Source organism: Pseudomonas sp. BIGb0558 (assembly GCF_024807515.1).
Taxonomy (GTDB): domain Bacteria; phylum Pseudomonadota; class Gammaproteobacteria; order Pseudomonadales; family Pseudomonadaceae; genus Aquipseudomonas; species Aquipseudomonas yamanorum_A.
The window spans coordinates 592,554-615,156 of the sequence record NZ_JANUEW010000002.1; the positions used below are offsets into that span (position 1 = coordinate 592,554).

Consider the following 22,603-nt stretch of genomic DNA (forward strand, 5'->3'; position numbering starts at 1 on the left):
GTGTCCACGGTCCATGGACAGTGGACACTTGAGCTTGAATCAGCATGAAAAGTCAAGACATCGTAATCCTCTTCAAACTAATCAGCTTGGACCTCCAGGCTCAGAACGATCGGGTTAAAAAGCGCGAGTTCACTGTAATACTTGATATTGAGGATGCAATGAGTCTCGTATCAAGTGAGTCCCAAACTTATCTCGACCGTTTTCTTGATCTACGCCTAACTGGGAATGTGGAGAAAATAGCCCTGTCCCACACCAAAAACTGGGAAGGGTGGGAGGATATCGATAACGAATCGATCGCGCCCAATATTGATAGTTACTCTGTCCGAGCCCTGTCCGCTTCACTTGCACTCAGCAAAAGTGAGGTTTCCAACGCCCTGAACCGCTGTCGCGATATCGGCCTCATTCATACTGACCGATCAAGCGGACAACCATCCGTTCGGAAAGATGCGCTTCTAGACTTGATTAAATACGGAATTCGCTACGTATTCCCCGCCAAGCCTGGACCCATCGTGCGTGGCATCCCAACCGCCTTCGCAGCCCCTGTAATGGCAGGTAAGCTCATGAGCGGTGGAGACCTGATACCCGTTTGGCCTGATGCTTACGGAAAAAGCAAAGGACAGGAAATAATTCCCTTGTTTAAAACCGTACCGGGAGCCGTGAAAAAAGACGAACTCCTCTACCACTTCCTCGCCCTGGTCGATGCCATTCGCATCGGTGGCCCACGAGAAACCAAAGTGGCCGACGCCATGCTGAGGGAGTGGATCCTGTGAATTCAAACAGAGCCATGATGCTGCACATGCTGGAAGAGGTTGCCGAAGCACTGGGAGAAGAACTGCGCGAACAGGTGGCTTTCGTCGGTGGATGTACCACTGTCCTGCTCATCACCGATGAATACACTCAAGAATCCATTCGTGGCACCGACGACGTCGATCTGGTCATTCACCTGACCAGTACCGCTGACTGGTCGGCTTGAAGAACATCTCAAGCCCAAGGGGTTCAGGAACACCGGGCAAGACGCTGTCACCTGCCGTTTGCGCCTGGGCGCCCTGAAAGTCGATTTCATGCCTACGGATGAAAGGGTACTGGGGTTTTCAAATACCTGGTTTGTCGGAGGACTGGAAAACGCCACCTATCACCCTTTACCCAACGGCATTCGAATCAAGGTCTTCGCGGCGCCGTGGTTTCTTGCCGCGAAACTGCAGGCGTATCAGGGGCGAGGAAACGGCGATGTGCTGATGTCCAACGACATTGAAGACATCATCGCGCTGGTGGATGGGCGCGAGGAGTTGAGCGGGGAAATGAAGCAGGCGCCAAACGCGCTACAAAAATTCGTCAGCGAACAACTCTCTGAACTGCTGCGGCTCAGGGCATTTCAGGACGTGATTCAAAGTACTGCCCAGACCCCTGATCGCGAGACGCTGATTCATGATCGCCTCAACGCAATGATCGCATTCGGGGCGCCCACTTGAACCTGCATCTGAGCGTAACCCGCCAAGGCACCCACAGATCAGAAAACAGGGATGTCACAGGCTCGGCACACAACAGCGGTGTCTTTCTCTACGTGATAGCAGACGGGGCCTCAAAGCCCGGCAGTGGGGCGTTGGCGCAGGCACTGATTCAACATTTGCTGACATCCTTTTCCAGCATCGCCTCCCCTGATCTTGCCTGCCCTGACAGGACCCTAGACCTGACGCTCACCTCACTCAATGAAGTGAGTTCAACGCTTTGCTCAAGCTACCCCTTCGCCGCCACCAGCTATCTCGCACTCCTGGTTCATGGCAACACAGCCATCTCCATTCATGCGGGCGACTGCTGCCTGGGACGACTGGAAGCAAACCACGCCGTAACCTGGTTAAGTCCGCCTCACTGCGGCCCCAATTGGAAAAGCGATCTTGGCCACGCCCTCATCGCCAGCAGCCCGGCACGTAAAACACTGTGGAACTGCATGAGCTATCGCAGGCCCCATGAACCGCATATCCAATCGTTGCAAGCAGACCCGGGCACCCGGTGGGTCCTGGCTACGGACGGTTTCTGGGCCGAGCTATCGGTTGAAAGTCAGCTCTGCGCGATCGCAAGCCATAGCCTTGCTGACTTCCCAGGTGAGGACGACAGTACCTTCATGTTGTCGCAGCCTTAAAATCAGGGCACCAACGGCACCCGCAATGCTGACATGATCCCGATCGTGTACAAACACAGCCCGATCACGATCCAGGTGCCATTGGCCCAGGTCAGGCGCTTGTTCGCTTCTCCCTCGGGATCGCTCTCTACCTGATTCACCGCACGCTGTAACTGCGCGGCCAGGGCTATCTGCACGATCGAGAGGCAGATACCGATCTTGACGGCAGTAAACGGCGCAATGAACCCTATGTAAGCAAACGGCAGGCACCCACAGACGATCAGCCCGATGGCTACGCTGCGCGGCCACCAGCGATACGAAGCACCACTGAGCTCGCGCTTTTTCTCAACCTTCATCACCAGTGAATAGAAGAAAAAGACCGGAAAAAAAGCCCGGACCATCGGCCAGATTTTCGCACCAGTTTCCTGCCGATAGCCGCTCCATTGTTTGTACGACCAATACAAAACATACAAACCTTGTGACAGCAGCGCCATCAGCACCAGCTTGCGAGGCGCTACCACAAAGAACCCGGAGCGGCTGACAGACGGCTCGCTCAACACGGCTTGCGGCGGCGCATAAGGGTTATCGATCACGGACATCGGCAAATCTTCCAGGAAGTTATTCGGCGGAAAAGCTTAACGACCCCGCAGCCCGAATGTTTACCGCCATGAAAATAGAGAACGGTCCTACTTGGCTATCAGCGCCCAGCGGTTTGCAACGGATACACCGACTCCCAGCCCCCACCCAGCGCCTTGTACAACCCGACCATGGCCAGGGAAACACCGGTGGAGCTTTCCACCCACTGCTCCTGAGTCGCCAGCAACGCACTTTGCACCGTCAGCACGTTGACAAAATCCACCACGCCTTCGACGTACTGGTGTTGCGCCGTGGTGAGGGCGATCTGGTTCTGGCGTACCGCTTCGGCAAGGCTGTCGCGGCGCAGTTGGCTGGCGTTGTAGCGGGTCAACTGGTCGTCGATTTCATGCCAGGCCCGCAGTACCGTTTGCTGGTAGGCCAGGGCCGCTTCCTGTTGCTGGGCTTCGCGCAAATCGAGCATGCCTTGCAAGCGACCACCGTTGAAAATCGGCAAGCTCAACTGTGGGCCAAAAGCGAATGCGCGCGAACTCCAAGAGCCGAAATCCGCCAGCTGCAAGGCCTGGGAGCCCACGCTGCCGGACAGGGTAATGCGCGGGTAGAAGTCGCCCTTGGCCACACCGATGGAGGCGGTGGCGGCATGCAAACGCGCTTCGGCCTGGCGGATGTCAGGGCGGCGCTCGGCCAGTTGCGACGGCAGGCCGATGGCGACCTGGCGCTGGGTTTGCGGCACGGCGGCGTCCTTGGACAGCTCGGCGTACAAGGCTTGCGGCGGCTCGCCCATCAGCAGGCTCAGGGCGTTGATCAACTGGTCCTGGCGTTGCTGCAAGTCCGGCAGGCGCGCCTCGATGGCAGCGACTTGAGCGGCGGCCTCGGCGACGTCCAGGTCCGTGGCCACACCGTCGGCCAGGCGCAGTTGCGACAGCTTGAGGCTGTGACGGGCTACGTCGAGGTTTTGCTCGGTGACGGCCCGGGTGTTCTGCACGCCGCGCAGTTGGATGTAATCCTGGGCGGTTTCAGCCAGCACTGACAACAGCACGGCCCGGCGGTCGTTTTCGGCGACTTGCAGGGTGGCGTCGGCGGCTTCGGTTTCGCGTTTTACCCGGCCCCAGAAGTCCAGTTCCCAGGCAGCGGAGAAGCCCATATCCCACTGGTTGTAGGCTGCGCGGCCGTTCTTGCCCGAGGCGTCGCTCAAGCCATCGGCACTGTTGCGCTGGCGCAGGTAGTCGCCGGTGGCGTTGACGGTGGGGTAGCGCTCGGCGGTGATCACCTGGCGCGCGGCGCGGCTTTCTTGCAGGCGGCTGCTGGCGAGCTTCAGGTCGAGGTTATCGGTGAGTGCACGCCGTGTCAGCGCGGTGAGTTGCGCGTCGTGGAACACTTCCCACCAGCGCTCTTCCAGCGGGTCGTTGACCGCGTGGCTGGCGGCTTGCTGGCCATGAGGCGCGGTCCATTGGCCGACGGGATTTTGCGGGCGCTGGAAGTCCGGGCCGACGGTGCAGGCACTCAGGCTGAGCAGGCTCAAGGTAAACCAGGCGAGGTGTCTCATTGCTGCGCCACCTCGCGTGGCTGGGCGGCGACGTGGGTGTCGACGCTGGCTTCCACCGACATGCCGACCCGCAGGCGTTCGGTCAGCGCCTGGCCGGGCTCCAGGATGATTTTCACCGGAATGCGCTGCACCACCTTGGTGAAGTTGCCGGTAGCGTTGTCGGGTTTGACCGAGGCAAACGTGACCCCGGTGGCCGGCGCCAGGCTTTCGAGATGCCCCTTGAGCACTTCGCCGTCGAGGCTGTCGACCTTCACGTCCACCGTCTGGCCGGCGTGCATGTGGGACAACTGGGTCTCCTGGAAATTGGCCACCACGTAGGCCTCGGCCAGCGGTACCACGGCGAGGATCTTGCTGCCCGGCGTCACATAGGCGCCGACCCGCACCGCCCGCTCGCCGACCATGCCGTCCACCGGCGCGACGATGCGGGTGTACGACAGCTGATAGCTGGCCATTTCCAGCGCCGCCTGGGCGCGTTTCAGGCCGCCTTCTGCCGCATCGCGCTGGGCGCTGAGGATTTCCACTTGCTTGCGTTCGGCCGCCAGCACCGCCGTGGCACTGGCCAGGCGCGCGGTAGCCTGGTCGATGCGGGTCTTGGCCTGCTGGGCGTTTTGCACCGTGCCGGCGCCGACGCCTGCGAGGTGGTTGTAGCGGTTCAGTTCGTGCTCGGCAAACGCCACTTCGGCACGGTCCGCCGCCACCGTGGCCTGGGCCTGGGCGATCACCGAGCTCTGGCGTTCCAGGGTCGCCGTGGCATTTTTCAGCTGCGCCTGGGCCACCAGCGTATCGGCATCGGCCGCCTGGGCAGCGGCGCGAAAGTCACGGTCATCGATCAGCGCCAGCAACTGGCCGGCCTTGACCCGCTGGTTGTCTTCCACCAGCACTTCCTTGATAAACCCGGCCACACGCGGCGCCACCAGGGTGTAGTCGGCGGCGACGAAGGCATCGTTGGTGCTCTGGCGCTTGCTGCCGAACACGCCCGGCGCCAGCAGGTAAACCAGCACCCCCACGGCGAACACGGTGATGACGGTTACAGCGATTTTGTCTTTGCGTTTCATAGCAATCCCTTTGGCTCAGTGAGCAATCAAGTCGGCGCGCGGGGCGGATAAATCCGCGTCGGCATCCAGAAAATCAGCAGGATCAACACCGCCGCGACACCGGCCATGACGTAGTAGAGATCCGAAGAAGTAAGCACCACGGCCTGCTCGTGCAGCCGGTGAGCGAGGCCGGCGGCATCGCTGTCGGCCAGGGGCGAGTTGCCCAGGCTGTCCACCAACATGGTCGAGTGGAAATGCAGGCGGTGGGTGGTCAGGGCATCGAGTACGCCGGTGGCGACCACGGCGGCCAGGCCTTTGACGGTGTTGAACCAGGCCGAGGCGAACGGCCCGTCCTGGGGTGTGATGCTGCCGGTGGAGAGCATCAGCAGCGGCAGCACCGCCATGGGTTGCCCGAAGATTTGCAGCAGTTGCAGCACGTAGAAATCATCGCGAATCCAGGCCGACGTCAGTTGCGCCCCGCCCACGCAGGACAGGATCAGCATGCTCAGGCCGATGCCCAGTACCCAGCGGCAATCCACCCAACGCAGGTTGCACAGCGCCGCCACCAACGGCAGCGCGATCAACTGCGGCAGCGCCATGATCAGCATCACCGGGGCGGTTTGCAGCGGGCGGTAGCCTTGCACCTGAGCCAGGTAGCTGGACGGAATGATGGTCACCGCCAGCAGCACAATCAGCACCCCGGCCAGTACGATCAGGGCGAATGACAGGTTACGAATGCCGAGCATCTGCAGCTTGAAAAACGGCATCGGGTGCGACCACTCGTTGATCATGAACAGCACCAGCAGCACCAGGCCGCCGATCAGCAAGGTGGCAATCAGCGGCGACTCGAACCAGTCCAGCCGATTGCCCTGCAACAGGCCGATCACCAGCATGCAGATCGCCGGGAAGCCCAGCAGCAGGCCGCGCCAGTTGAATTGCTTGAAGCGCTCCAGGCGCAGCGGATCCTGAGGCAAGCCGTAGGCCACGGCCGCCATGGCCAGCAGGCACGGCCCGACGATCTGCCAGAACGCCCATTGCCAGCCGACGTATTCGGTCCAGAATGCGGCCAACGGTGTGCCCAGGCTGGGGCCGAATGTGGCCGTGAGGGCGTAGCCGGCCAGGCCGTACAGCTTGACGTTGGCTGGCAGGAACCGCAGGGCCACGGTCATCAGCATCGGCGGCAAGGCACCACCGGCCAGGCCTTGCACGGTGCGCAAAATCAACAGGCTTTCGTAGTTCGGCGCGAACGGGCACAGCACGCCGAGCACGGTGAACAGGCCGATGGCGCAGAGGGTGAAACGGCGCAGGGAAAAGGTCACCGAGCACCAGGGCGCGAATGCCATCGCCGACACGGAGGTGGCGGTGTACGCGGCCACCAGCCAGGTGCCTTCGTCGAAGCCGATGTACATCGCACCGCGAATATCGGCGAGGGCGACTTTGGTCACCATCTCGTTGAGGCCGGACACCAGCACCGCGAGCAATACGCCTACCAGGCCGATGATGATGCGTGGACCGAAAACGGGCGGGGCGATGGCGGTCGGCTTGGCTGCGGCCAGAGGTGCGGGGGCAGCGAGGGACGTCATGAACTACAACTCGGAATAGAAATACCCGAGCAGTTTAATAAGGCTTAGACATGACAAAAAGTGACTTATAGGAAGCTTATAAGTGCGCCAGACGCAACGATCAGAACCTACGCGATCCCTGTGGGAGCCGGGCTTGCCCGCGATGGCATCACCTCGCTATTCCTGAAAAACCGGGTCGCCCGCATCGCAGGCAAGCCAGCTCCCACATTGACCGAGCTCACTTCCGACTCACGTGGGCTGCGCTTCCTGCCATGTCGCATCGCAGCATTCACGCATGGTCTCGCGCAGCCACTTATGGGCCGGGTCTTTGTCGAAGCGCGGGTGCCAGGCCTGGGTCAGCACCAGGGTCGGCAGGGAGATGGGCAGGGTGAACGCGCGCAGCGGCAGCTTCAGGCGATTGGCGCTGTAGAGCGCTTCCTTGGGCACCGGCAGGATCAGGTCGGAGTCCGGCAGCATGAACATCGCGCCGTGAAACCCCGGGGCGATCATCGCGACTCGACGCTCCAGGCCCTGGGCATTCAGGGCGGTGTCGATCGGCCCACGGGCGATGCCGCGCCGGGAGATGCTGATGTGGGAATAGCTGGCGAACCGGGCGGCGGTGATTTCCCCATCGAACAACGGGTGCCCTTCCCGCGCCAGCCCGACGAAGGTGGTGGTGAACAGGTTCTGTACTTTCACTTCCGGGGTGATCGGCATGGTGTTGCCCACCCGCAGGTCGAGCCGGCCTTCACGCAGGGCTTCATCGTCGGTGTCGCCCTCGGGCACGAAGCGCAGCTCGCACAGCGGCGCCATGCGCTCCATGGTGTCGAACAAACGCCCGCCATACACGCCGACAAAAAAGTCATTGGCCCGCACGCTGAACCGTCGACGCAGGGTGCGCAGGTCTACTTCGTCCGCCGAGCGGAACAGCAGCGCCGCCTGTTCCACCACGTTACGCACCTGGCCTTGCAGCTCCAGGGCCTTGGGCGTCGGCACCAGGCCGCGGCCGGCGCGTACCAGGATGGGGTCGCCCACCGCCTCGCGGATGCGTGTGAGGGTGCGACTCATGGCGGCCGGGCTCAGGTTCATCCGCCGCGCGGCGCCCACCACGCTGCCCTCGTCGAGTAGCGCGTCGAGGGCGACCAGCAGGTTCATGTCCGGTAATTGCATGCCAAGCACTCGTGATCGGTTGGGAGTGAACTTGGCGCAATCGTAGCAGACTGTGGCGAGGGAGCTTGCTCCCGTTGGGCTGCGAAGCAGCCCAGAAATTTTCAATCGGGATTTGTCTGAAAGAATGCGGTGATCTTATTGGGGCCGCCTCGCGACCCAGCGGGAGCAAGCTCCCTCGCCACAGGATGGGTGTTTCAGTCAGCGTTGCATGCCCCAGCGCTTCACGGTGACCCGCTCCAGGGTGTCGAATACCAGGTTCTCCACCAGCAGCCCGATCAGGATCACCACCGCCAGGCCGGCAAACACCTTGTCGGTGTACAGCTCGTTGCGGTTCTGGAAGATGTACCAGCCCAGCCCGCCCTTGCCGCTGGTGGCGCCGAATACCAGCTCGGCGGCAATCAGCGTGCGCCAGGCAAACGCCCAGCCGATTTTCAGCCCGGCAAGGATCGACGGCAGCGCGGCCGGGATCAGGATGAACAGCACGAAGCGCATGCCCTTGAGGCCGTAATTGCGGCCGGCCATGCGCAGGGTTTCCGAGACGCCGAGGAAACCGGAATAGGTATTGAGCGCCAGCGCCCACAGCACCGAATGCACCAGCACAAAGATCAGGCTGTTCTGCCCCAGGCCAAACCACAGCAGCGCCAGCGGCAGCAGGGCAATCGCCGGCAACGGGTTGAACATCGAGGTGAGCGTGCTCAGCAGGTCGCGGCCCAGTTGGGTCGACACCGCAAGCGTCGTCAGGGCAAACGCCAGCACAATGCCGATCAGATAGCCCTTGATCAGCACCACCAGCGAGATACTGACCTTGCTCAACAGCTCGCCACTGGCCATGCCGTCGTAGAACGCGCTCAGCGTCTGCAGGAAGCTCGGCAGCAGCAGGTCGTTGTTCTGATAACGCGCGGCCGCTTCCCACAGGATCGCAAGCACGATCAGGATCAGGCTTTTGCGCAGCCAGCCTTGTTGCCACAGGCGCTGACGCCACGGTAATTCGCGTTCTACGCGAACACCGGGCAACGGTTCGAGCGTGATTTCATATTCCTGGCGCATGGTGAAAACCCTTCAATAAGCGATGCGGATATCGGCGAAACCCAGTTCGGTTTCCGCCTCGGGCGCTTCATCAAACAACAGCCGATGAATGCGCCGCGCCGAAGCCTGGAACTCCACACCGCCGAGGCTGTGAAGGTCGTATTGATGGCTGTGGATTTCCGCCCGTACCCGGCCCGGGTGCGGCGACAGCAACAGGATGCGGTTGCCCACCACCAGCGCCTCTTCGATGGAATGCGTGACGAACAACAGGGTGAAACGCACCTCTTCCCAGAGCAGCAGCAGTTCTTCCTGCATCTTGCGGCGGGTCAGGGCGTCGAGGGCGGCGAAGGGCTCGTCCATCAGCAGGATTTTCGGCTGCATGGCCAATGCCCGGGCGATCGCCACGCGGGCTTTCATACCGCCGGACAAGGTGTGCGGGTAAGCATCGGCAAACGCCGTCAGGCCGACTTTTTCCAGGTAATACAGCGCCCGCTCTTCGGCCTCGCGACGCTTGAGGGTCTTGGAGGCGAGCAGCGGGAACATGACGTTCTGCCTGACGGTTTTCCAGGGCGGCAGTTGGTCGAATTCCTGGAACACCACGATGCGATCCGGGCCCGGTTGCTCGACTTTTTGCCCGAGCAAGCGGATCTCGCCTTCGCAGGGTTTGATAAAGCCGGCGATGGATTTCAGCAGCGTGGATTTGCCGCAGCCCGAAGGCCCCAGCAGTACGAAGCGGTCGGCCGGGTCGATCGCGAAACTGACTTGGTGGGTGGCCCGCACGACCCGTTCAGGCGTGCGGTATTCAAGGCTGACTTTATCTACCGAAAGCAGTGCTTCGGTAGTCGTCGGGTTGCTGGCCGTGTGGCCTTGCAAGGGCGCGTTCATGTCAGCTCCCTTGCAGCGGTTTGGCGTCCTGGAAGAAGTAGTCCTTCCACGATTCGGGTTTGTTTTTGATCGCGCCGACGCGGTAGAGGAATTCCGCCAGCGGGTAGGTATTTTTCGGGGTGACGCTGAATTCGAACTGCGGGTTCTCGATGATTTTCAGCAACTCGGCGCGGTCGATCTTGGCCTTGGTCACGCGGATGTAGGTGTCGGCGGCGGCGCCTTTGTCGTTCTGGGCGAACTGCGCCGCTTCGGTCAGGGCCTCGACGAACGCCTTGTAGGTTTTCGGGTTGTCGTTGCGGAATTTCTCGGTGGCGAACAGCACCGTCGGTGAGTTGGGACCGAGGATGTCGTAGGAGTTGAGCACCACGTGCACGTTCGGGTTGGTCAGGGCCTGTTCCTGGAACGGCGGGTTGGAGAAGTGCCCGGTCAGCTCGGTGCCACCGGCAATCAGCGCTGCCGTCGCATCCGGGTGCGGAACGGCGACGGTGTACTTGTCGAGGCGATTGAATTCCTTGTCGCCCCATTGCTTGGCAGCGGCGTATTGCAGGAAGCGCGACTGCACGGAGACGCCCACTGCCGGTACGGCAATGCGGTCTTTTTCGGTGAAGTCCGCAATGGTCTTGACCTTGGGATTGTTGCTCACCAGGTAGTAGGGGAAGTTGCCCAGGGAGGCGACGGCTTTCACGTTCTGTTTGCCGTGGGTGCGGTCCCAGATGGTCAGCAGCGGGCCAACGCCCGCGCCGGCGATGTCGATGGAGCCGGAGAGCAAGGCGTCATTGACGGCGGCGCCGCCGGACAATTGGGTCCAGTCGACCTTGATGTCGATGCCTTCCTGCTTGCCGTATTTCTCGATCAGGTTCTGGTCGCGCACCACGTTGAGCAGCAGGTAGACGATGCCGAACTGCTCGGCGATGCGAATCTCGCCTTCGGCCTGGGCGGCGGCAGGTGCAACCAGGCTGCCGGCCAGCAGGCTGACGCCCAGGCCGACCGTAGCGGCCAGGCGCGCAAATGGGATTTTCTTGGACATGGTCATGCTCCGGATCAGAAAGGCGCGTCGCCCTGGATGGTGGTGCGGTACAGCTTGCGCCGCAGGTGGGCTGGGCAGCCGGCCGCCAGGTGGATCAGTGAGCGGTTGTCCCAGAACACCATGTCGTGGGGCTGCCACTGGTGGCGGTAGATGTTTTCCGGCAGCACGCTGTGGGCGTAGAGCTGGGCCAGCAGGTCGCGGCTTTCGTCTTCCGGCAAGCCGACGATGCGGGTGGTGAAACCTTCACTGACGAACAACGCCTTGCGGCCATTTTCCGGGTGGGTGCGTACGATGGGGTGCACCACTTCCGCCACTTGAGCCAGTTGCTCGGGGGTGAGGGTCGGGCGCCAGTTACCTTCGAATTTGGTTTCGCTGTAGCGCGCGGTGTACGAATGCGCGGCGCTGCGGCCTTCTACAGCCTTGCGCAGGGGCTCGGGCAGGTTGTCCCAGGCTTTGTGCATGTCGGCGAACAAGGTGTCGCCACCCTCGGACGGCAGCTCCTGGGCATGGAGCATCGAGCCCAGGCTCGGCAGCTCTTTATAGGAGAGGTCCGAGTGCCAGAACTTGCCGGCGTCTCCCAGGCCGATGGACTGGCCGTTTTCGATGATGTTGGAGACGATCAGGATTTCCGGGTGGTTGGCCAGCAGAAACTGTTTGAGCACGTGGATCTGCAACACACCGAAGCGGCGGCTGAAGGCGATCTGTTGTTCGGGGGTGATGCGTTGGTCGCGGAAGACCACGACGTGATGGTCCAGGTGCGCGCGGTGAATGCGCGCGAAGTCCGGGTCGCTGACCGGGCGGGTCAAGTCCAGGCCTATGATCTCGGCGCCGACGCTGCCGGGAAATGGACGGATCTCGAAGGTTTGTGTGGTGTCGGTCGCTGTTGGAACAGTAGAGGTGGCAGACATGAGTTCACTCCCGGGCGGTCAGGAGAGTGACTTTATAGTCATAAGAACGGCATTTTAAATACCGTTAGTGAATATCGATATGCAGCAATACCGCTGTAGCCGCGACTTTCGGGAATAAAGTGTGTCTCACAGACGTTAAGCCTGTAAGACCTGACAAAAGGTCGTTGTGGGCCCACGGAACGCGCTGTTGAGTCGCTTACAAGCCGAAACCTTGCCCGTTTGACAAGCTTGTGGACAATCTCTAGTGTGCATTGGATCCAATTAGCCACATCACCCTGAAAAGGAGGATAGCGTAGTCGTGACGCAGAAGCCGAACCCTTTGAGCAGCATCCAGATCAGCGGGCCTATCCCCGCCCATCTCGCCCGCTCCGTGATTGAAGAAACATTGCGCAACGCCATCCTCGATGGTCGCTTGCCCTGCGGCACCGCCATGCGCCAACAGGAGTTGGCCAGCTTGTTCGGGGTCAGCCGGATGCCGGTGCGCGAGGCATTGCGTCAACTGGAAGCCCAGTCGCTGCTGCATGTGGTGACCCACAAAGGAGCGGTGGTGGCGCCACTGATTGAGGACCATTCGGCGGAAACCTATGCGCTGCGCATACTGCTGGAGTCCGAAGCGCTGCGCTTGTCGATTCCCTTGCTCACGCCCGAAGACATTGCCCAGGCCGGCGCCTTCATTGATGCGCTGGAACAGGAAAGCGACTACACCGAAATTGGTCGCCTCAACCGCCTGTTCCACATGGCGCTGTATAGCAAGGCGGGCAACCAGCGGTTGCTCAAGCTGGTTGAGCACGGCTTGAACGAAGAGGAGCGTTTCCTGCGCTTCAACCTCGAGGCCATGGGCCTGGGCGAGACGTCCCAGGAAGACCACCGTGAACTGCTCGACCTGGTGGCGAAAAAGAAGGTCGAGGAAAGCATCCTGACCTTGCGCAACCACCTCACCCGCGGCATGGAGGTGATTACCGGTTATCTCAAGAGCCTTGAAGAGACGGCACAAAACGCTGCACCGTAAATTCTCCGTGGAACCGAGACGCCTCCCTCGACCACAAAGCGCTGCGCAGCGACTTTGGCCGATGGAGGTCAGCGCATAACAGTCAAACCATTAATTCGAAAGAACACTTCCTACACTTCGCAGAGCAATTCAACTACAGCACTATTTTTACTCGCAAAACTTATAAAACCAAAAACGCCTGAATACTTAATCAGATTATTACCAACACCCCAATTCTCCCCAATCGACAGCGTGAACCCTGCTCGGGCGTCACTGCGCGTGGCGTTCCTTTAAATAAAGCTTTGGTGTTTTGTCACCGCGTGCTGCTTGCTTGATCAATAACAGCACGTGGCTGCTTGTTATCAGGGAAGAAATAACGACTTATAGGCATCAATCATGCTCCAGCACTCACACCTGCTTAAACAAAAAAAGCAGAAGTTACACAGCCATCCATTATTTACACAAATAAACACACTTCCAAAGTTGCGATACTTTATGGAAAACCATGTGTTCGCTGTTTGGGACTTCATGACGCTGACCAAACGCCTGCAGCATGACCTAACCGGAATGCGCTTGCCGTGGTTGCCGCCACCGGACCCACAAGCGGCACGCCTGATCAATGAGATCGTGTTGGGCGAAGAATCGGACGCCTATCCTGGTCACGGACACGGCAGCCACTTCGAGTTGTATCTGCAAGCCATGGCTGAAGTTGGCGCGAGCACCACGGCCATCGACAGATTCATCACCCTGCAACGTGACGGCAGCGATGCGCAAACGGCCCTGCAAAAAATCGATATCCATCCTGCCGTGGCCCGTTTCGTCAGAAGCACGTTGCAGGTTGCCCTGGACGCACCCACCCACTGCGTCGCGGCCGCCTTTCTCCATGGCCGCGAGAGCGTCATCCCAACGATGTTCAAACGCATCCTGGGAGGGTGCGAGATGCTTCACCGCCAGGCACCGACCTTCTGCTACTACCTCAAGCGCCACATTGAGCTTGATGCCGACGAGCATGGCCCCGCGGCGGCGCAGTTGCTGCAACGCCTCACGCTTGGCGACCCGAGTCGCGAGCAGCAGGCTGACACTGCCGCGCTGAGCGCCGTGGAAAACCGCCTGGCCTTATGGGACGGGCTGCACCTGCGCCTGCCGGAGGTGAGCGTATGAACCCGGCCGATTACCGCTCATTCGCCGAAGACTGGGAGCGCCGCGCGACCATCCGCACCCGCCCGCGCCGATTGCTGGAAAACGATCAGAAACTGATCTTTCCCTTGAGCCGTCAACCCTTGGTATTGAGCGCGACCTTTGTCGAGCAATGCCCGCAGTGCCGCGACTTTGTCTTGTTGCAGACGTTCTACAAGTTCATCAACGATGTGGTGATCTTTGAAACCGAAATCGTCGACAAGACCGCACGCAGCATTGCCAAGAATCGATTTTCGGTGCCCTTCCCGCTCGCCTGTCGCTACGACGCCATGACCGTCGTGGTGGATGAGGATTACCACGCCCTCGTCGCCCTCGACTTCATGCAACAGGCCGTCGAGATGACCGGCACTGCGCCTCTTGAACTGCCCGGGGAAATCGAGCTGAGCCGCGCCTTGCCTGCCGCGCTGGCGCTGGCTCCCGAACACCTGCGCGATGCCATGGAGCTGATCGCCGTGGCCATCGCCGAAAACACCGTGACCCATGACGTGGCGGCGTTCTCCAGGGACGACAGCGTCAAGCAATCCATCCGTGGATTGATGGCCGACCACTTGTTTGACGAGGGGCGTCATGGCCTGTTCTGGACGCGCCTGGTGCGAATCTATTGGCAGTCTGCAAACGCCGAAGACCGTGACTGCATCGCCCGGATCCTGCCGGTATTCCTCCAGCATTACCTGACCCACGACCTGCAAAAAAATTTCGACCTGCAGTTGATCGAGCACCTGGATATCAGCGCCGGCACGCGTGCTGCCTTGCGCGCTGAAGTGCTGGCGATGGACTTTCCCATTACCCGCCAGCATCCGCTGCTCGGCAATATCATGGGATTCCTGAATCACAGCGGCCTGCTGCAAACGCCGAGTGTGGTCCAGGCCCTGGACGCCTTTCTTCCAGCAACAGGAGCCCACCCATGAGGCGTTTGAAGATTGGGCTGGCAGGCTGCAGCGCGGCGTTGAAAGAAGTCGGGCTGACACTGGAGCAATACGGTCACGAGGTAGCGCAGTCAGACGAGGAAAAGGGCGTGGACCTGCTGATTGATGACGGTAGCGAGTCGATCCCGCCGGGCTTGGCCTACACGGCCTTGATGAGCCTGCGCCTGGGGCTCGGAGCACTGACCGACAACGGGCTGCCGACGCTGCAACTCAGGTGCTACGCCAGCCCACATCGACTGCTGGCGACCCTGGACATCGCTGGAGAACCCAGCGGCAACGGCCAACGGCTGCGGCAGCAGGCGATAAGCCGCTTGGTGGAATGGGTAGCCCAGCACGTCAGCGGCTTATCGCGGGACGCGGGCTATTTTTCGCAAACCGCAGTCGCCTGCGATGCTCCCGAACACGGCCTGCAAGCCCTCGAATCGTTGGCCTACCTGCATCGCTTCAACCAGACCGCCGACCTGGCACTGCTGGAGCAAGCCCGGGTGCCCATGATCGAACGGCTGGAGCGCAGCCTTGAAACCTTCGCCGAACGACCGGCGCTGAACATCGCTGGCAGCGTGCTGAGTTATCGCCAGTTGCAGCGCAAGAGCCTGGCTATCCAGCAGCATCTGTGGCCGTTGCTTGGGGCCAGCGATACACCGCAGGTGATCGGCGTCTGCCTGGGCAAATCCCTTGAGCTGTACGCCAGCATTCTCGCCGTACTGGGCTGCGGCGCGGTGTACCTGCCACTGGAGCCGGGCCATCCGCTGCAACGACAGCAGGCCATGCTGGAGAACGCCGGCGTCTCGGTGCTACTGGACGACGGCCGACATCCGCTGCGGGAGTTTTTTTCGGCGCTGGATGTCAGCGCCCTCGACACTCACGCCAACCCGCCGCCACCGCGCCAGCGCCCAGCGATGGACGCGCCCTGCATGGTGCTCCACACCTCGGGCACCAGCGGCCAGCCCAAAGGCGTGCTGCTCAGCCAGCACAACCTGGCCCACTTCACCGCCTGGTTCGGCGGCCATGTGCAACTGAGTGAACACAGCCGGGTCTTGCAGTTCTCGCCGTTGAGCTTCGACTCTTCGCTGATTGATATTTTCGCGCCCCTGATAGCGGGCGCCGAGCTGATCGTGCCCGGTGAAGACCCGCGCCGCGACCCGCAACAACTGGTGGACTTCATCCGGCAACAGCGCGTCACCCATGCCTTCCTGCCGCCGGCGCTGCTGAGCATCCTCCCGCTGGATCAACCCTTGGGCCTGGCGCACCTGATGACCGGAGGCGACGTATGCGAGCCCTATGTCATCGAGCGGCTGGCGAGACAGTGTTCCTTGCACAACTTCTATGGGCCGACGGAAGCCACCGTGCTGGTGTCATGCCGCACGCTGCAGCGAGGCGACAGCAATCGCAATGTGGGCACGCCCATCGCCAACAGCCGGGTGCTGATCCTCGACGAGCAACGGCAACCGGTGGATGAACAAGTGACAGGCGAGCTGTACATCGTCGGCCCCGGTGTCGGGCTGGGTTACCTCAACCAGCCACAGCAGACCGCCGAGCATTTCGTACACCTGAAGTTGCCGGACGGCCAGACCTTGCGGGCCTACCGCAGCGGCGATCTGGCGAAGTGGACAGAGGACGGCATCGAGCTGGGCGGGCGCCGGGATCAGCAGGTGAAAATCCGTGGCTTTCGGGTCGAGCCCCAAGAGATCGAACACTGCCTGCGCGCCAGCCAGCTGTTTCGCCAGGTGGCGGTGGTGATCGACCCTGATCAGCGGATCCTGGCCTTTGTCGCGCAGCCTGAGGCCCAAGGCGCCCTGGCTGTGCTCCAGCAACATGCCCGGCAGGCGCTGCCGGATTATCTGCAGCCAACCCTGTGCATGGAGCTTGCGAGCATGCCGTGCACGCCCAACGGCAAGGTCGACCGCCAGGCCTTGCTGGCGCTGCCGACTCTACCGCTGCCAGCCACCAACCGCTGTCCGCCGCAAACGCCGGTGCAAGCACAGTTGCTGAACCTGTGGAGCGAGTTGCTGGGCGTGCCGGTCGCGCAGTTGTCGACGGAGGACAGCTTCTTCAATCTCGGCGGTCATTCCATCCTGTTGTCGACGATGTTGCTGCGTATCCGCGAGCAGTTCGGGCGCAGCCTTTCCCTCAACCGTTTTTTCGAAACGCCCACCGTCCGTACCCTGGCTGCGCTGATGGGTGACGGTGCGGCCCCTGAAGCACCGGCCGGCCAGGCGATACGGGATACTCTGCGTGAACTGGACAGGCCGATATTGCCGGCGGACCAGGCAGGTGAACGCCGCAAGGTCATCGTGACCGGCGCCAACAGTTTTCTCGGCGTCCATATCGTCGAGGCGTTACTGGCCGAGGACGCACTTGAAGTGGCGTGCCTGGTACGCGAACGCCCTGGACATCCGGCTGCGGTGAGGTTCGCCGAGGCGCTGCGTGAGTACCGCCTGGAACACCTGGACCTGAGCCGGGTACGGGTGTATGCCGCCGACATCAGTCAGCCGCGCCTTGGCTTGACCAGCGAGGTGTATGAGTACCTCGCCGGGGAGTTCGGCGTTCTGGTGCACAACGCCGCCCACGTCAATCATGTGATGGATTACGCCACCCTGGCCAAGGACAACGTCGAGCCGGTGCTGGAATGCCTGCGCCTGTGTGAAACCCGGCGCAAGAAGGTCTTCAATTTTATCTCCACACTGTCGGCGGCCAGCAGCATCGATGCCCAAGGCCAGGTCCTGGAAACGCTCGCCGCGACCACGCCACCGCTCTACCTCCAGAACGGCTACAACCTGTCCAAGTGGGTCGCCGAACGCCTGCTGGGACGCGCCGCCGAGGAAGGTGCCTGGGTCACTATCCATCGCCCCGGGAACATCAGTTTCAACAGCCGCAACGGTGCTTGCGAGCCACAGAAAAATCGCCTGATGTTGATGCTCAAGGGCTCGCTGCAACTGGGCCTGGTGCCCAACCTGGGGATGAACTTTGACCTGATGCCCGTGGACTTTCTCGCGCGGTTTATTGCCTTCCACTGTGGCCGCCACTGTGCCGGAGGAAACGTGTTCAATCTGCACAATCCGCAGCCCTTGAGCTGGGAATCCTACGTCGATGCCTTTCGCCAGGCAGGCCATGTTTTCGAGCTGGTGAGCGTCGCCCACTGGCAACGTCACCTGCACACGGTGGATAGCCACAACGCGCTGTTCGGTGTGCTGGGGTTCTATCTCAATGGTGTGGACGGGGACATCGGCGATACGTCGATGATCCGTCATGACAACGCACGGCGCGGTGTCGAGCAGATGGGCGCGCATTACCCGGAAAAAAACCTGGCGCTGCTACGCAAGGGCTGCGCGTACCTCAAGAGCATCGGCTTCCTGTGATCGGGCGCCTAACAAAGGAAAACCGAATGAAACCCGATACGTTGATTCGCAACCCCTGCGCCAGGCCGGTGGTGTCTTCAGTGGTAATTGCCGGCGATGCCGCCCGCGTGTGGACGGTGGTGGGCAACTTTGCAGGGTTTGACAGATTCATCCCCGCGCTGTCGCACATCGAGATGACCGGCGCGGGCGCAGGGTCGCTGCGCAAAAAGTTCTTCCACGATGGAAACCTGGTGGTGGAGCAACTCAACAGCCGCGACGAACAGGCCATGCAGATGACCTGGACGACGATTTACAACACCCTCGGCGTGGCCCGGCTATGGGCGGGAATGCGTGTGGAGGCTGTGGGGGAACGCAGTTCGAGGGTGACCTGGACGATCATCGCCGAGCCGGTTGAACACGGTGTGGAAGGGTTTGATGCCTTTGTGCAGGCATTCGCCGACAGTGCGCTGGAGAATGTACGGCAGATGTTTGGCTGAACTTACCGTAGGAGCGGGCTTGCTCGCGAAAAACGAGAAGGCAGCACGGGCTATCTGATAGCGCTGCGTTATCGTTGACGCTCTTCGCGAGCAAGCTCGCTCCTACAGGTTCATCCTCAGATTTTGAAGCTGTCGACCAACTGCTTCAACCGGTTGGCCTGTTGAGACAACGCGTCGCAATCCTTCAGGGTTTCGTTGAGGTTGGCCACGCCCTGCTGGTTCAACAGGTTGATCTGGTTGATGTCGACGTTGAGGGTTTCCACCACGGCGGTCTGCTCCTCGGTGGCGGCCGCTACCGATTGGTTCATCCCGTCGATCTCGACGATCCGCTGCGTCACGCTGACCAGGCGCTCACCGGCCTGGTTAGCAACCTCGACGCTTTCTTCGCTGGAGGTCTGGCTGGCGTTCATCGTGGTCACGGCTTCACGCGAGCCAATCTGCAGCGAGGTGATCATTTTGTGGATCTCTTCCGCCGACTCCTGGGTGCGGTGTGCCAGGTTGCGCACTTCATCCGCCACTACGGCAAATCCGCGTCCGGCTTCACCCGCCCGTGCGGCTTCAATCGCGGCGTTGAGGGCCAGCAGGTTGGTTTGCTGGGAGATGCCTTTGATCACATCCAGGATGTGCCCGATGTTGTCGGTACTGGCGTTCAGGGTTTCAATCTGAGTGCAGGACAGGCTGATTTTCTGCGACAGTTCCGACATCGCCAGGATGGTTTTCTCCACCACTTTGCGGCCGTCATCGGCCTGCTCGCTGGCACCGCTGGCGTGCTGCGAAGCATCGGCGGCGTTGCGCGCGATTTCCTGGGTGGCGGCCCCCAGTTCGTTGATCGCCGCGGCCACGCTGTTGGTGCGGGCGCTTTGTTCGTCGGAACCGATGATCGATGCGTTGGACGAGGCCATTACCCGCTGGGACAGGTCGTGCACCTGGCGGGTGGCCGAGGACACTTCGGAAATTGACGCATGAATACGCTCGACGAACTGGTTGAAAGCGCTGCCCAAGTCGCCGAACTCATCTTTGCTTTCCACCGTCAGGCGGCGGGTCAAATCACCCTCGCCCTGGGCGATGTCCTGCATGGCGCGGCCCATGGTGGTCAGGGGACGCATCAGGACCTGGATCAGCAGGCTCAGGAACACTGCAATGGCGGCGACCGCGATGAACATGGCGATCAATGCCGAGGTGCGGAACTTGCCCAATGGTGCGTAGGCCTTGTCTTTGTCGATCGACAGGCCGATGTACCAGTCTGCATTCGGCAATCCGCTGATCGGGGTGAAGGACAGGATCCGGTCCTGCCCATTGAGCACCACTTCCTGATTGACCTTCTCGATGCGCACGTTGCTGCCAGGGTAGATGTCCTTGAGGTTTTTCATCACCTGGTCCTGATCCGGGCTGACGATCACCTGGCCGTCACCGCTGACCAGAAACGCATGGCCGATACCGCCAAAATCCACCGAGTTGATGATCTTCACCAGGGTTTGAAGGCTCAGGTCACCACCGACCACGCCGAGCAATTCGCCATTCTTTTTCACCGGCATCGCGATGGTCACGATCAGCCCACCGACTGCGGCCATGTAGGGCGGCGTGAGCATGGTCTTGTCGGCTGCGACGGCTTGCTTGTACCAGGGACGCTGACGCGGGTCATAGCCATCAGGCATTTTGGCATCGGGCCGTTGGGTGAACACGCCGTTGGTTGAACCGACGTAGGTGAACTGGAAGTTGGAGGTAAATGCCGACTGGTCGACCAACCCCGCAAGATCGGCAGCGCTGCCTTGATGGGCGACGTTTTGCGCCAGGCTTTCCAGCACCAGCACACGGCCACTGAGCCAGTTCTGCACACTGCTGGCGGTCAGTTCACCGGATTGCTGAATCGAAGACTCCAGGTTTTGCCTGATGGTGTTGCGCTGCAGGTAGTCGTTGTAGAACGTGAATAACGCGAAGGCCAGAACCACAACGCCTGACGCGGCCAACAGAATTTTATGACTGAACTTGAGATTCATTTCATTGACTTCTTTTTGCCAAAAGGGGGTGAGCGTGCCGGATGCAACATTCCATGTAACGGTATAGGCAGACTCTGCGACTGCTCTATTTCGGTGCACGCATGGCTCGTCAGGCTTTCGGCCACTCCAGGATAAATCTTAGGAATTTGTGAGAAGCATCCGCTTTTAACGTCAGAAGCCGACCGGCGGTAGCCATGTAACGCCAGGAGTTGCAAAATTTTTCCACCTTGTCGACAATGCGACTAATTATCATTTGTGACGCTTTGCCAGGCCGTGTGAATGCCCTCTTCCGAGTACGCAGTACAGACGCTTTACAGCAACCATCACGGCTGGCTCAACACCTGGTTGCGCAGCCGCCTGGGTAACGCCGCGGATGCTGCGGACCTGGCCCAGGACACATTCGTGCGCCTGCTGCAAAAAACCGAACGCTTCGAACTCAAGGCCCCTCGCGCCTTCCTGCGCACCATCGCCCGGGGCTTGGTGATCGATCACTGGCGCCGCGAAGAAATCGAACGGGCTTATCTGGAATCCATCGCCCATTTGCCCGAAGCCGTGGCACCGAGCACTGAGGAGCGTGCGTTGATTCTGGAATTGCTGGAGTCCATCGCCCGACTTCTGGACGGGCTCAAGCCCAAGGTGCGTAAGGCGTTTTTACTGGCTCAGTGCGACGGCCTGACTTACAAGCAGATTGCGCAGCAGATGGGCGTGTCGTTGCGCTCGGTGGAACGGTATGTCGCCGAGGCGCTGTATCACTGTTATGTACTGCGGTATGAGGCATGACTTCGAGGGATAACGCGGCACGCGCAGGAATCGATCCGCAAGTGGTCAAGCAGGCCATCAGCTGGATGCTGCGCTTGCGTAACAATCGCGCCAATGTCCGCCTGAAGATGCAATGCGAGCACTGGCGCGAGGCTCATCATGAACACGAGCTGGCCTGGCAACGGGTGCAGGCTTTGCAACATGAATTGAGCAGCCAACTGGCGGCAATTCCCGGGGCCCATGTGGCGCTGGAGAGCAGCGCCCAGCAGCTCGGGCGCCGGCAAGCGTTGAAGGTGTTGTCGGGTGTGCTGTTAATGGGGTCGGCGGCCTGGGTCAGCCGGGACCTTACCGGCTGGCAACGCTGGACCTCGGACCTGGCCACCACCACCGGCGAACGCCGCAGCGTGCAATTGCCGGACGGCACACGCCTGCAGCTCAATACCGACAGCGCAGTGGACCTGGACTTCAATCCGCAGCAACGCTTGATCACGCTGGTACGCGGGGAAATCCTGGTGACCTGTGCCGCGGCTGCGACTGCACCGCTGCTGGTTCGCAGCCGCCATGGTTTGTTTGAAGGCATCGACGGGCGTTTTGTCGTACGCCAGGACAGCGACTGCACCCGATTGAGCGTCACCTCAGGCAACGTGGCGATTCACTCGCCGCACACCGCAGACGGCCTTTTCACTCAGGTGCATGCAGGAGAAAGCTACCTGGTGCGTCAGAACGAGGCCATCCTCGCGCCGCCTCTGGATATGGACGCCGGGGCCTGGGCAGATGGATTGATCGTCACCCGTAACATGCGCCTTGCCGACTTCCTGGCAGAGGTGGGGCGCTATCGCCATGGGTATCTGGGCTGCTCAAACGATATTGCAGACCTGCGTTTGTCCGGCGTTTTTCGACTGGAAGATCCCGAGAAATTGTTGGCGATTCTTCCGCAGACCTTACCTGTGCGCTTGCGCTACCGCACCCGCTGGTGGGTGAGCCTGGAGCGTCAGGCCTGATTATTGTTGTCGCGCCTGATTTATTTTTGGCG

General features: G+C 60.9%; 21 protein-coding genes. 11 read left to right on the forward strand and 10 right to left on the reverse strand.

Annotated features, from left to right (window positions below; translation table 11 throughout):
* Nucleotides 1–44 precede the first annotated feature (44 nt).
* The 4 genes from M2400_RS05955 to M2400_RS05970 all read left to right on the forward strand — a co-directional run bounded on the left by M2400_RS05955 (nucleotide 45) and on the right by M2400_RS05970 (nucleotide 2,137).
* Nucleotides 45–770 (forward strand): hypothetical protein, encoded by a 726-nt coding sequence (locus M2400_RS05955; RefSeq protein ID WP_259195134.1) that lies wholly within the window; start codon nucleotides 45–47, stop codon nucleotides 768–770.
* Nucleotides 767–973 carry a hypothetical protein gene (locus tag M2400_RS05960; RefSeq protein WP_256352174.1) on the forward strand — a complete coding sequence of 69 codons (207 nt, stop codon included), beginning with the start codon at nucleotides 767–769 and terminating at the stop codon, nucleotides 971–973. The genes M2400_RS05955 and M2400_RS05960 overlap by 4 nt, the downstream gene beginning before the upstream one ends.
* An 88-nt stretch (nucleotides 974–1,061) precedes the next feature.
* A complete protein-coding gene (locus tag M2400_RS05965) occupies nucleotides 1,062–1,469 on the forward strand; it encodes a hypothetical protein (RefSeq protein ID WP_256352175.1) in 408 nt (135 codons plus the stop codon).
* The gene (locus M2400_RS05970) at nucleotides 1,466–2,137 is read left to right on the forward strand and encodes a protein phosphatase 2C domain-containing protein (protein ID WP_177042399.1); all 672 of its coding nucleotides are present in this window, start codon (nucleotides 1,466–1,468) and stop codon (nucleotides 2,135–2,137) included. Before M2400_RS05965 ends, M2400_RS05970 begins: the two co-directional genes overlap by 4 nt.
* A 2-nt stretch (nucleotides 2,138–2,139) precedes the next feature.
* On the opposite strand, the gene M2400_RS05975 is transcribed toward M2400_RS05970, so the two are convergent.
* The 9 genes from M2400_RS05975 to M2400_RS06015 form a co-directional block, all read right to left on the reverse strand.
* Nucleotides 2,140–2,715, reverse strand: coding sequence for a hypothetical protein (locus M2400_RS05975; RefSeq protein ID WP_259195130.1), 576 nt, complete (start codon nucleotides 2,713–2,715; stop codon nucleotides 2,140–2,142).
* Nucleotides 2,716–2,813: 98 nt separating this feature from the next.
* Nucleotides 2,814–4,256 carry an efflux transporter outer membrane subunit gene (locus M2400_RS05980; RefSeq protein WP_177115424.1) on the reverse strand — a complete coding sequence of 481 codons (1,443 nt, stop codon included), beginning with the start codon at nucleotides 4,254–4,256 and terminating at the stop codon, nucleotides 2,814–2,816.
* Nucleotides 4,253–5,311: an HlyD family secretion protein gene (locus tag M2400_RS05985; protein ID WP_177134520.1), complete on the reverse strand. Its 1,059-nt coding sequence runs from the start codon at nucleotides 5,309–5,311 to the stop codon at nucleotides 4,253–4,255. Before M2400_RS05985 ends, M2400_RS05980 begins: the two co-directional genes overlap by 4 nt.
* Nucleotides 5,312–5,337: 26 nt before the next feature.
* Nucleotides 5,338–6,873, reverse strand: coding sequence for an MFS transporter (locus M2400_RS05990; RefSeq protein WP_177042406.1), 1,536 nt, complete (start codon nucleotides 6,871–6,873; stop codon nucleotides 5,338–5,340).
* A 228-nt stretch (nucleotides 6,874–7,101) separates the two neighbouring features.
* On the reverse strand, nucleotides 7,102–8,022 hold the full coding sequence (locus M2400_RS05995) for a LysR family transcriptional regulator (RefSeq protein WP_177042409.1): 921 nt from the start codon (nucleotides 8,020–8,022) through the stop codon (nucleotides 7,102–7,104).
* 198 nt (nucleotides 8,023–8,220) lie between these two features.
* Nucleotides 8,221–9,069, reverse strand: a complete 849-nt coding sequence (locus M2400_RS06000) for an ABC transporter permease (protein WP_003218225.1) — start codon at nucleotides 9,067–9,069, stop codon at nucleotides 8,221–8,223.
* 12 nt (nucleotides 9,070–9,081) lie between these two features.
* Nucleotides 9,082–9,933, reverse strand: coding sequence for an ABC transporter ATP-binding protein (locus M2400_RS06005; RefSeq protein WP_259195129.1), 852 nt, complete (start codon nucleotides 9,931–9,933; stop codon nucleotides 9,082–9,084).
* Nucleotide 9,934: 1 nt separating this feature from the next.
* Nucleotides 9,935–10,960 carry an ABC transporter substrate-binding protein gene (locus M2400_RS06010; RefSeq protein ID WP_177042412.1) on the reverse strand — a complete coding sequence of 342 codons (1,026 nt, stop codon included), beginning with the start codon at nucleotides 10,958–10,960 and terminating at the stop codon, nucleotides 9,935–9,937.
* Between the two features lie 14 nt (nucleotides 10,961–10,974).
* The gene (locus M2400_RS06015) at nucleotides 10,975–11,868 is read right to left on the reverse strand and encodes a TauD/TfdA family dioxygenase (protein ID WP_177042414.1); all 894 of its coding nucleotides are present in this window, start codon (nucleotides 11,866–11,868) and stop codon (nucleotides 10,975–10,977) included.
* Nucleotides 11,869–12,166: 298 nt separating this feature from the next.
* Here M2400_RS06015 and M2400_RS06020 point away from each other — a divergent pair, with 298 nt between their 5' ends.
* From M2400_RS06020 to M2400_RS06040, 5 genes are all read left to right on the forward strand, one after another.
* The gene (locus tag M2400_RS06020; RefSeq protein ID WP_177042416.1) at nucleotides 12,167–12,877 is read left to right on the forward strand and encodes a GntR family transcriptional regulator; all 711 of its coding nucleotides are present in this window, start codon (nucleotides 12,167–12,169) and stop codon (nucleotides 12,875–12,877) included.
* A gap of 375 nt (nucleotides 12,878–13,252) precedes the next feature.
* The gene (locus tag M2400_RS06025) at nucleotides 13,253–14,017 is read left to right on the forward strand and encodes a DUF3050 domain-containing protein (protein WP_259195127.1); all 765 of its coding nucleotides are present in this window, start codon (nucleotides 13,253–13,255) and stop codon (nucleotides 14,015–14,017) included.
* The gene (locus tag M2400_RS06030; protein WP_177134530.1) at nucleotides 14,014–14,961 is read left to right on the forward strand and encodes a diiron oxygenase; all 948 of its coding nucleotides are present in this window, start codon (nucleotides 14,014–14,016) and stop codon (nucleotides 14,959–14,961) included. The genes M2400_RS06025 and M2400_RS06030 overlap by 4 nt, the downstream gene beginning before the upstream one ends.
* Nucleotides 14,958–18,338: an amino acid adenylation domain-containing protein gene (locus M2400_RS06035; protein ID WP_259195126.1), complete on the forward strand. Its 3,381-nt coding sequence runs from the start codon at nucleotides 14,958–14,960 to the stop codon at nucleotides 18,336–18,338. The genes M2400_RS06030 and M2400_RS06035 overlap by 4 nt, the downstream gene beginning before the upstream one ends.
* Before the next feature lie 26 nt (nucleotides 18,339–18,364).
* Entirely contained in the window at nucleotides 18,365–18,814 is a 450-nt protein-coding gene (locus M2400_RS06040) for an SRPBCC family protein (protein ID WP_259195124.1), read from the forward strand.
* Between the two features lie 116 nt (nucleotides 18,815–18,930).
* On the opposite strand, the gene M2400_RS06045 is transcribed toward M2400_RS06040, so the two are convergent.
* Nucleotides 18,931–20,811 (reverse strand): methyl-accepting chemotaxis protein, encoded by a 1,881-nt coding sequence (locus M2400_RS06045; RefSeq protein WP_177042422.1) that lies wholly within the window; start codon nucleotides 20,809–20,811, stop codon nucleotides 18,931–18,933.
* Nucleotides 20,812–21,090: 279 nt separating this feature from the next.
* Here M2400_RS06045 and M2400_RS06050 point away from each other — a divergent pair, with 279 nt between their 5' ends.
* A complete protein-coding gene (locus tag M2400_RS06050; RefSeq protein ID WP_177078910.1) occupies nucleotides 21,091–21,591 on the forward strand; it encodes a sigma-70 family RNA polymerase sigma factor in 501 nt (166 codons plus the stop codon).
* Nucleotides 21,588–22,571, forward strand: coding sequence for a FecR domain-containing protein (locus M2400_RS06055; RefSeq protein WP_177042424.1), 984 nt, complete (start codon nucleotides 21,588–21,590; stop codon nucleotides 22,569–22,571). The genes M2400_RS06050 and M2400_RS06055 overlap by 4 nt, the downstream gene beginning before the upstream one ends.
* The last annotated feature ends 32 nt before the right edge of the window (nucleotides 22,572–22,603 follow it).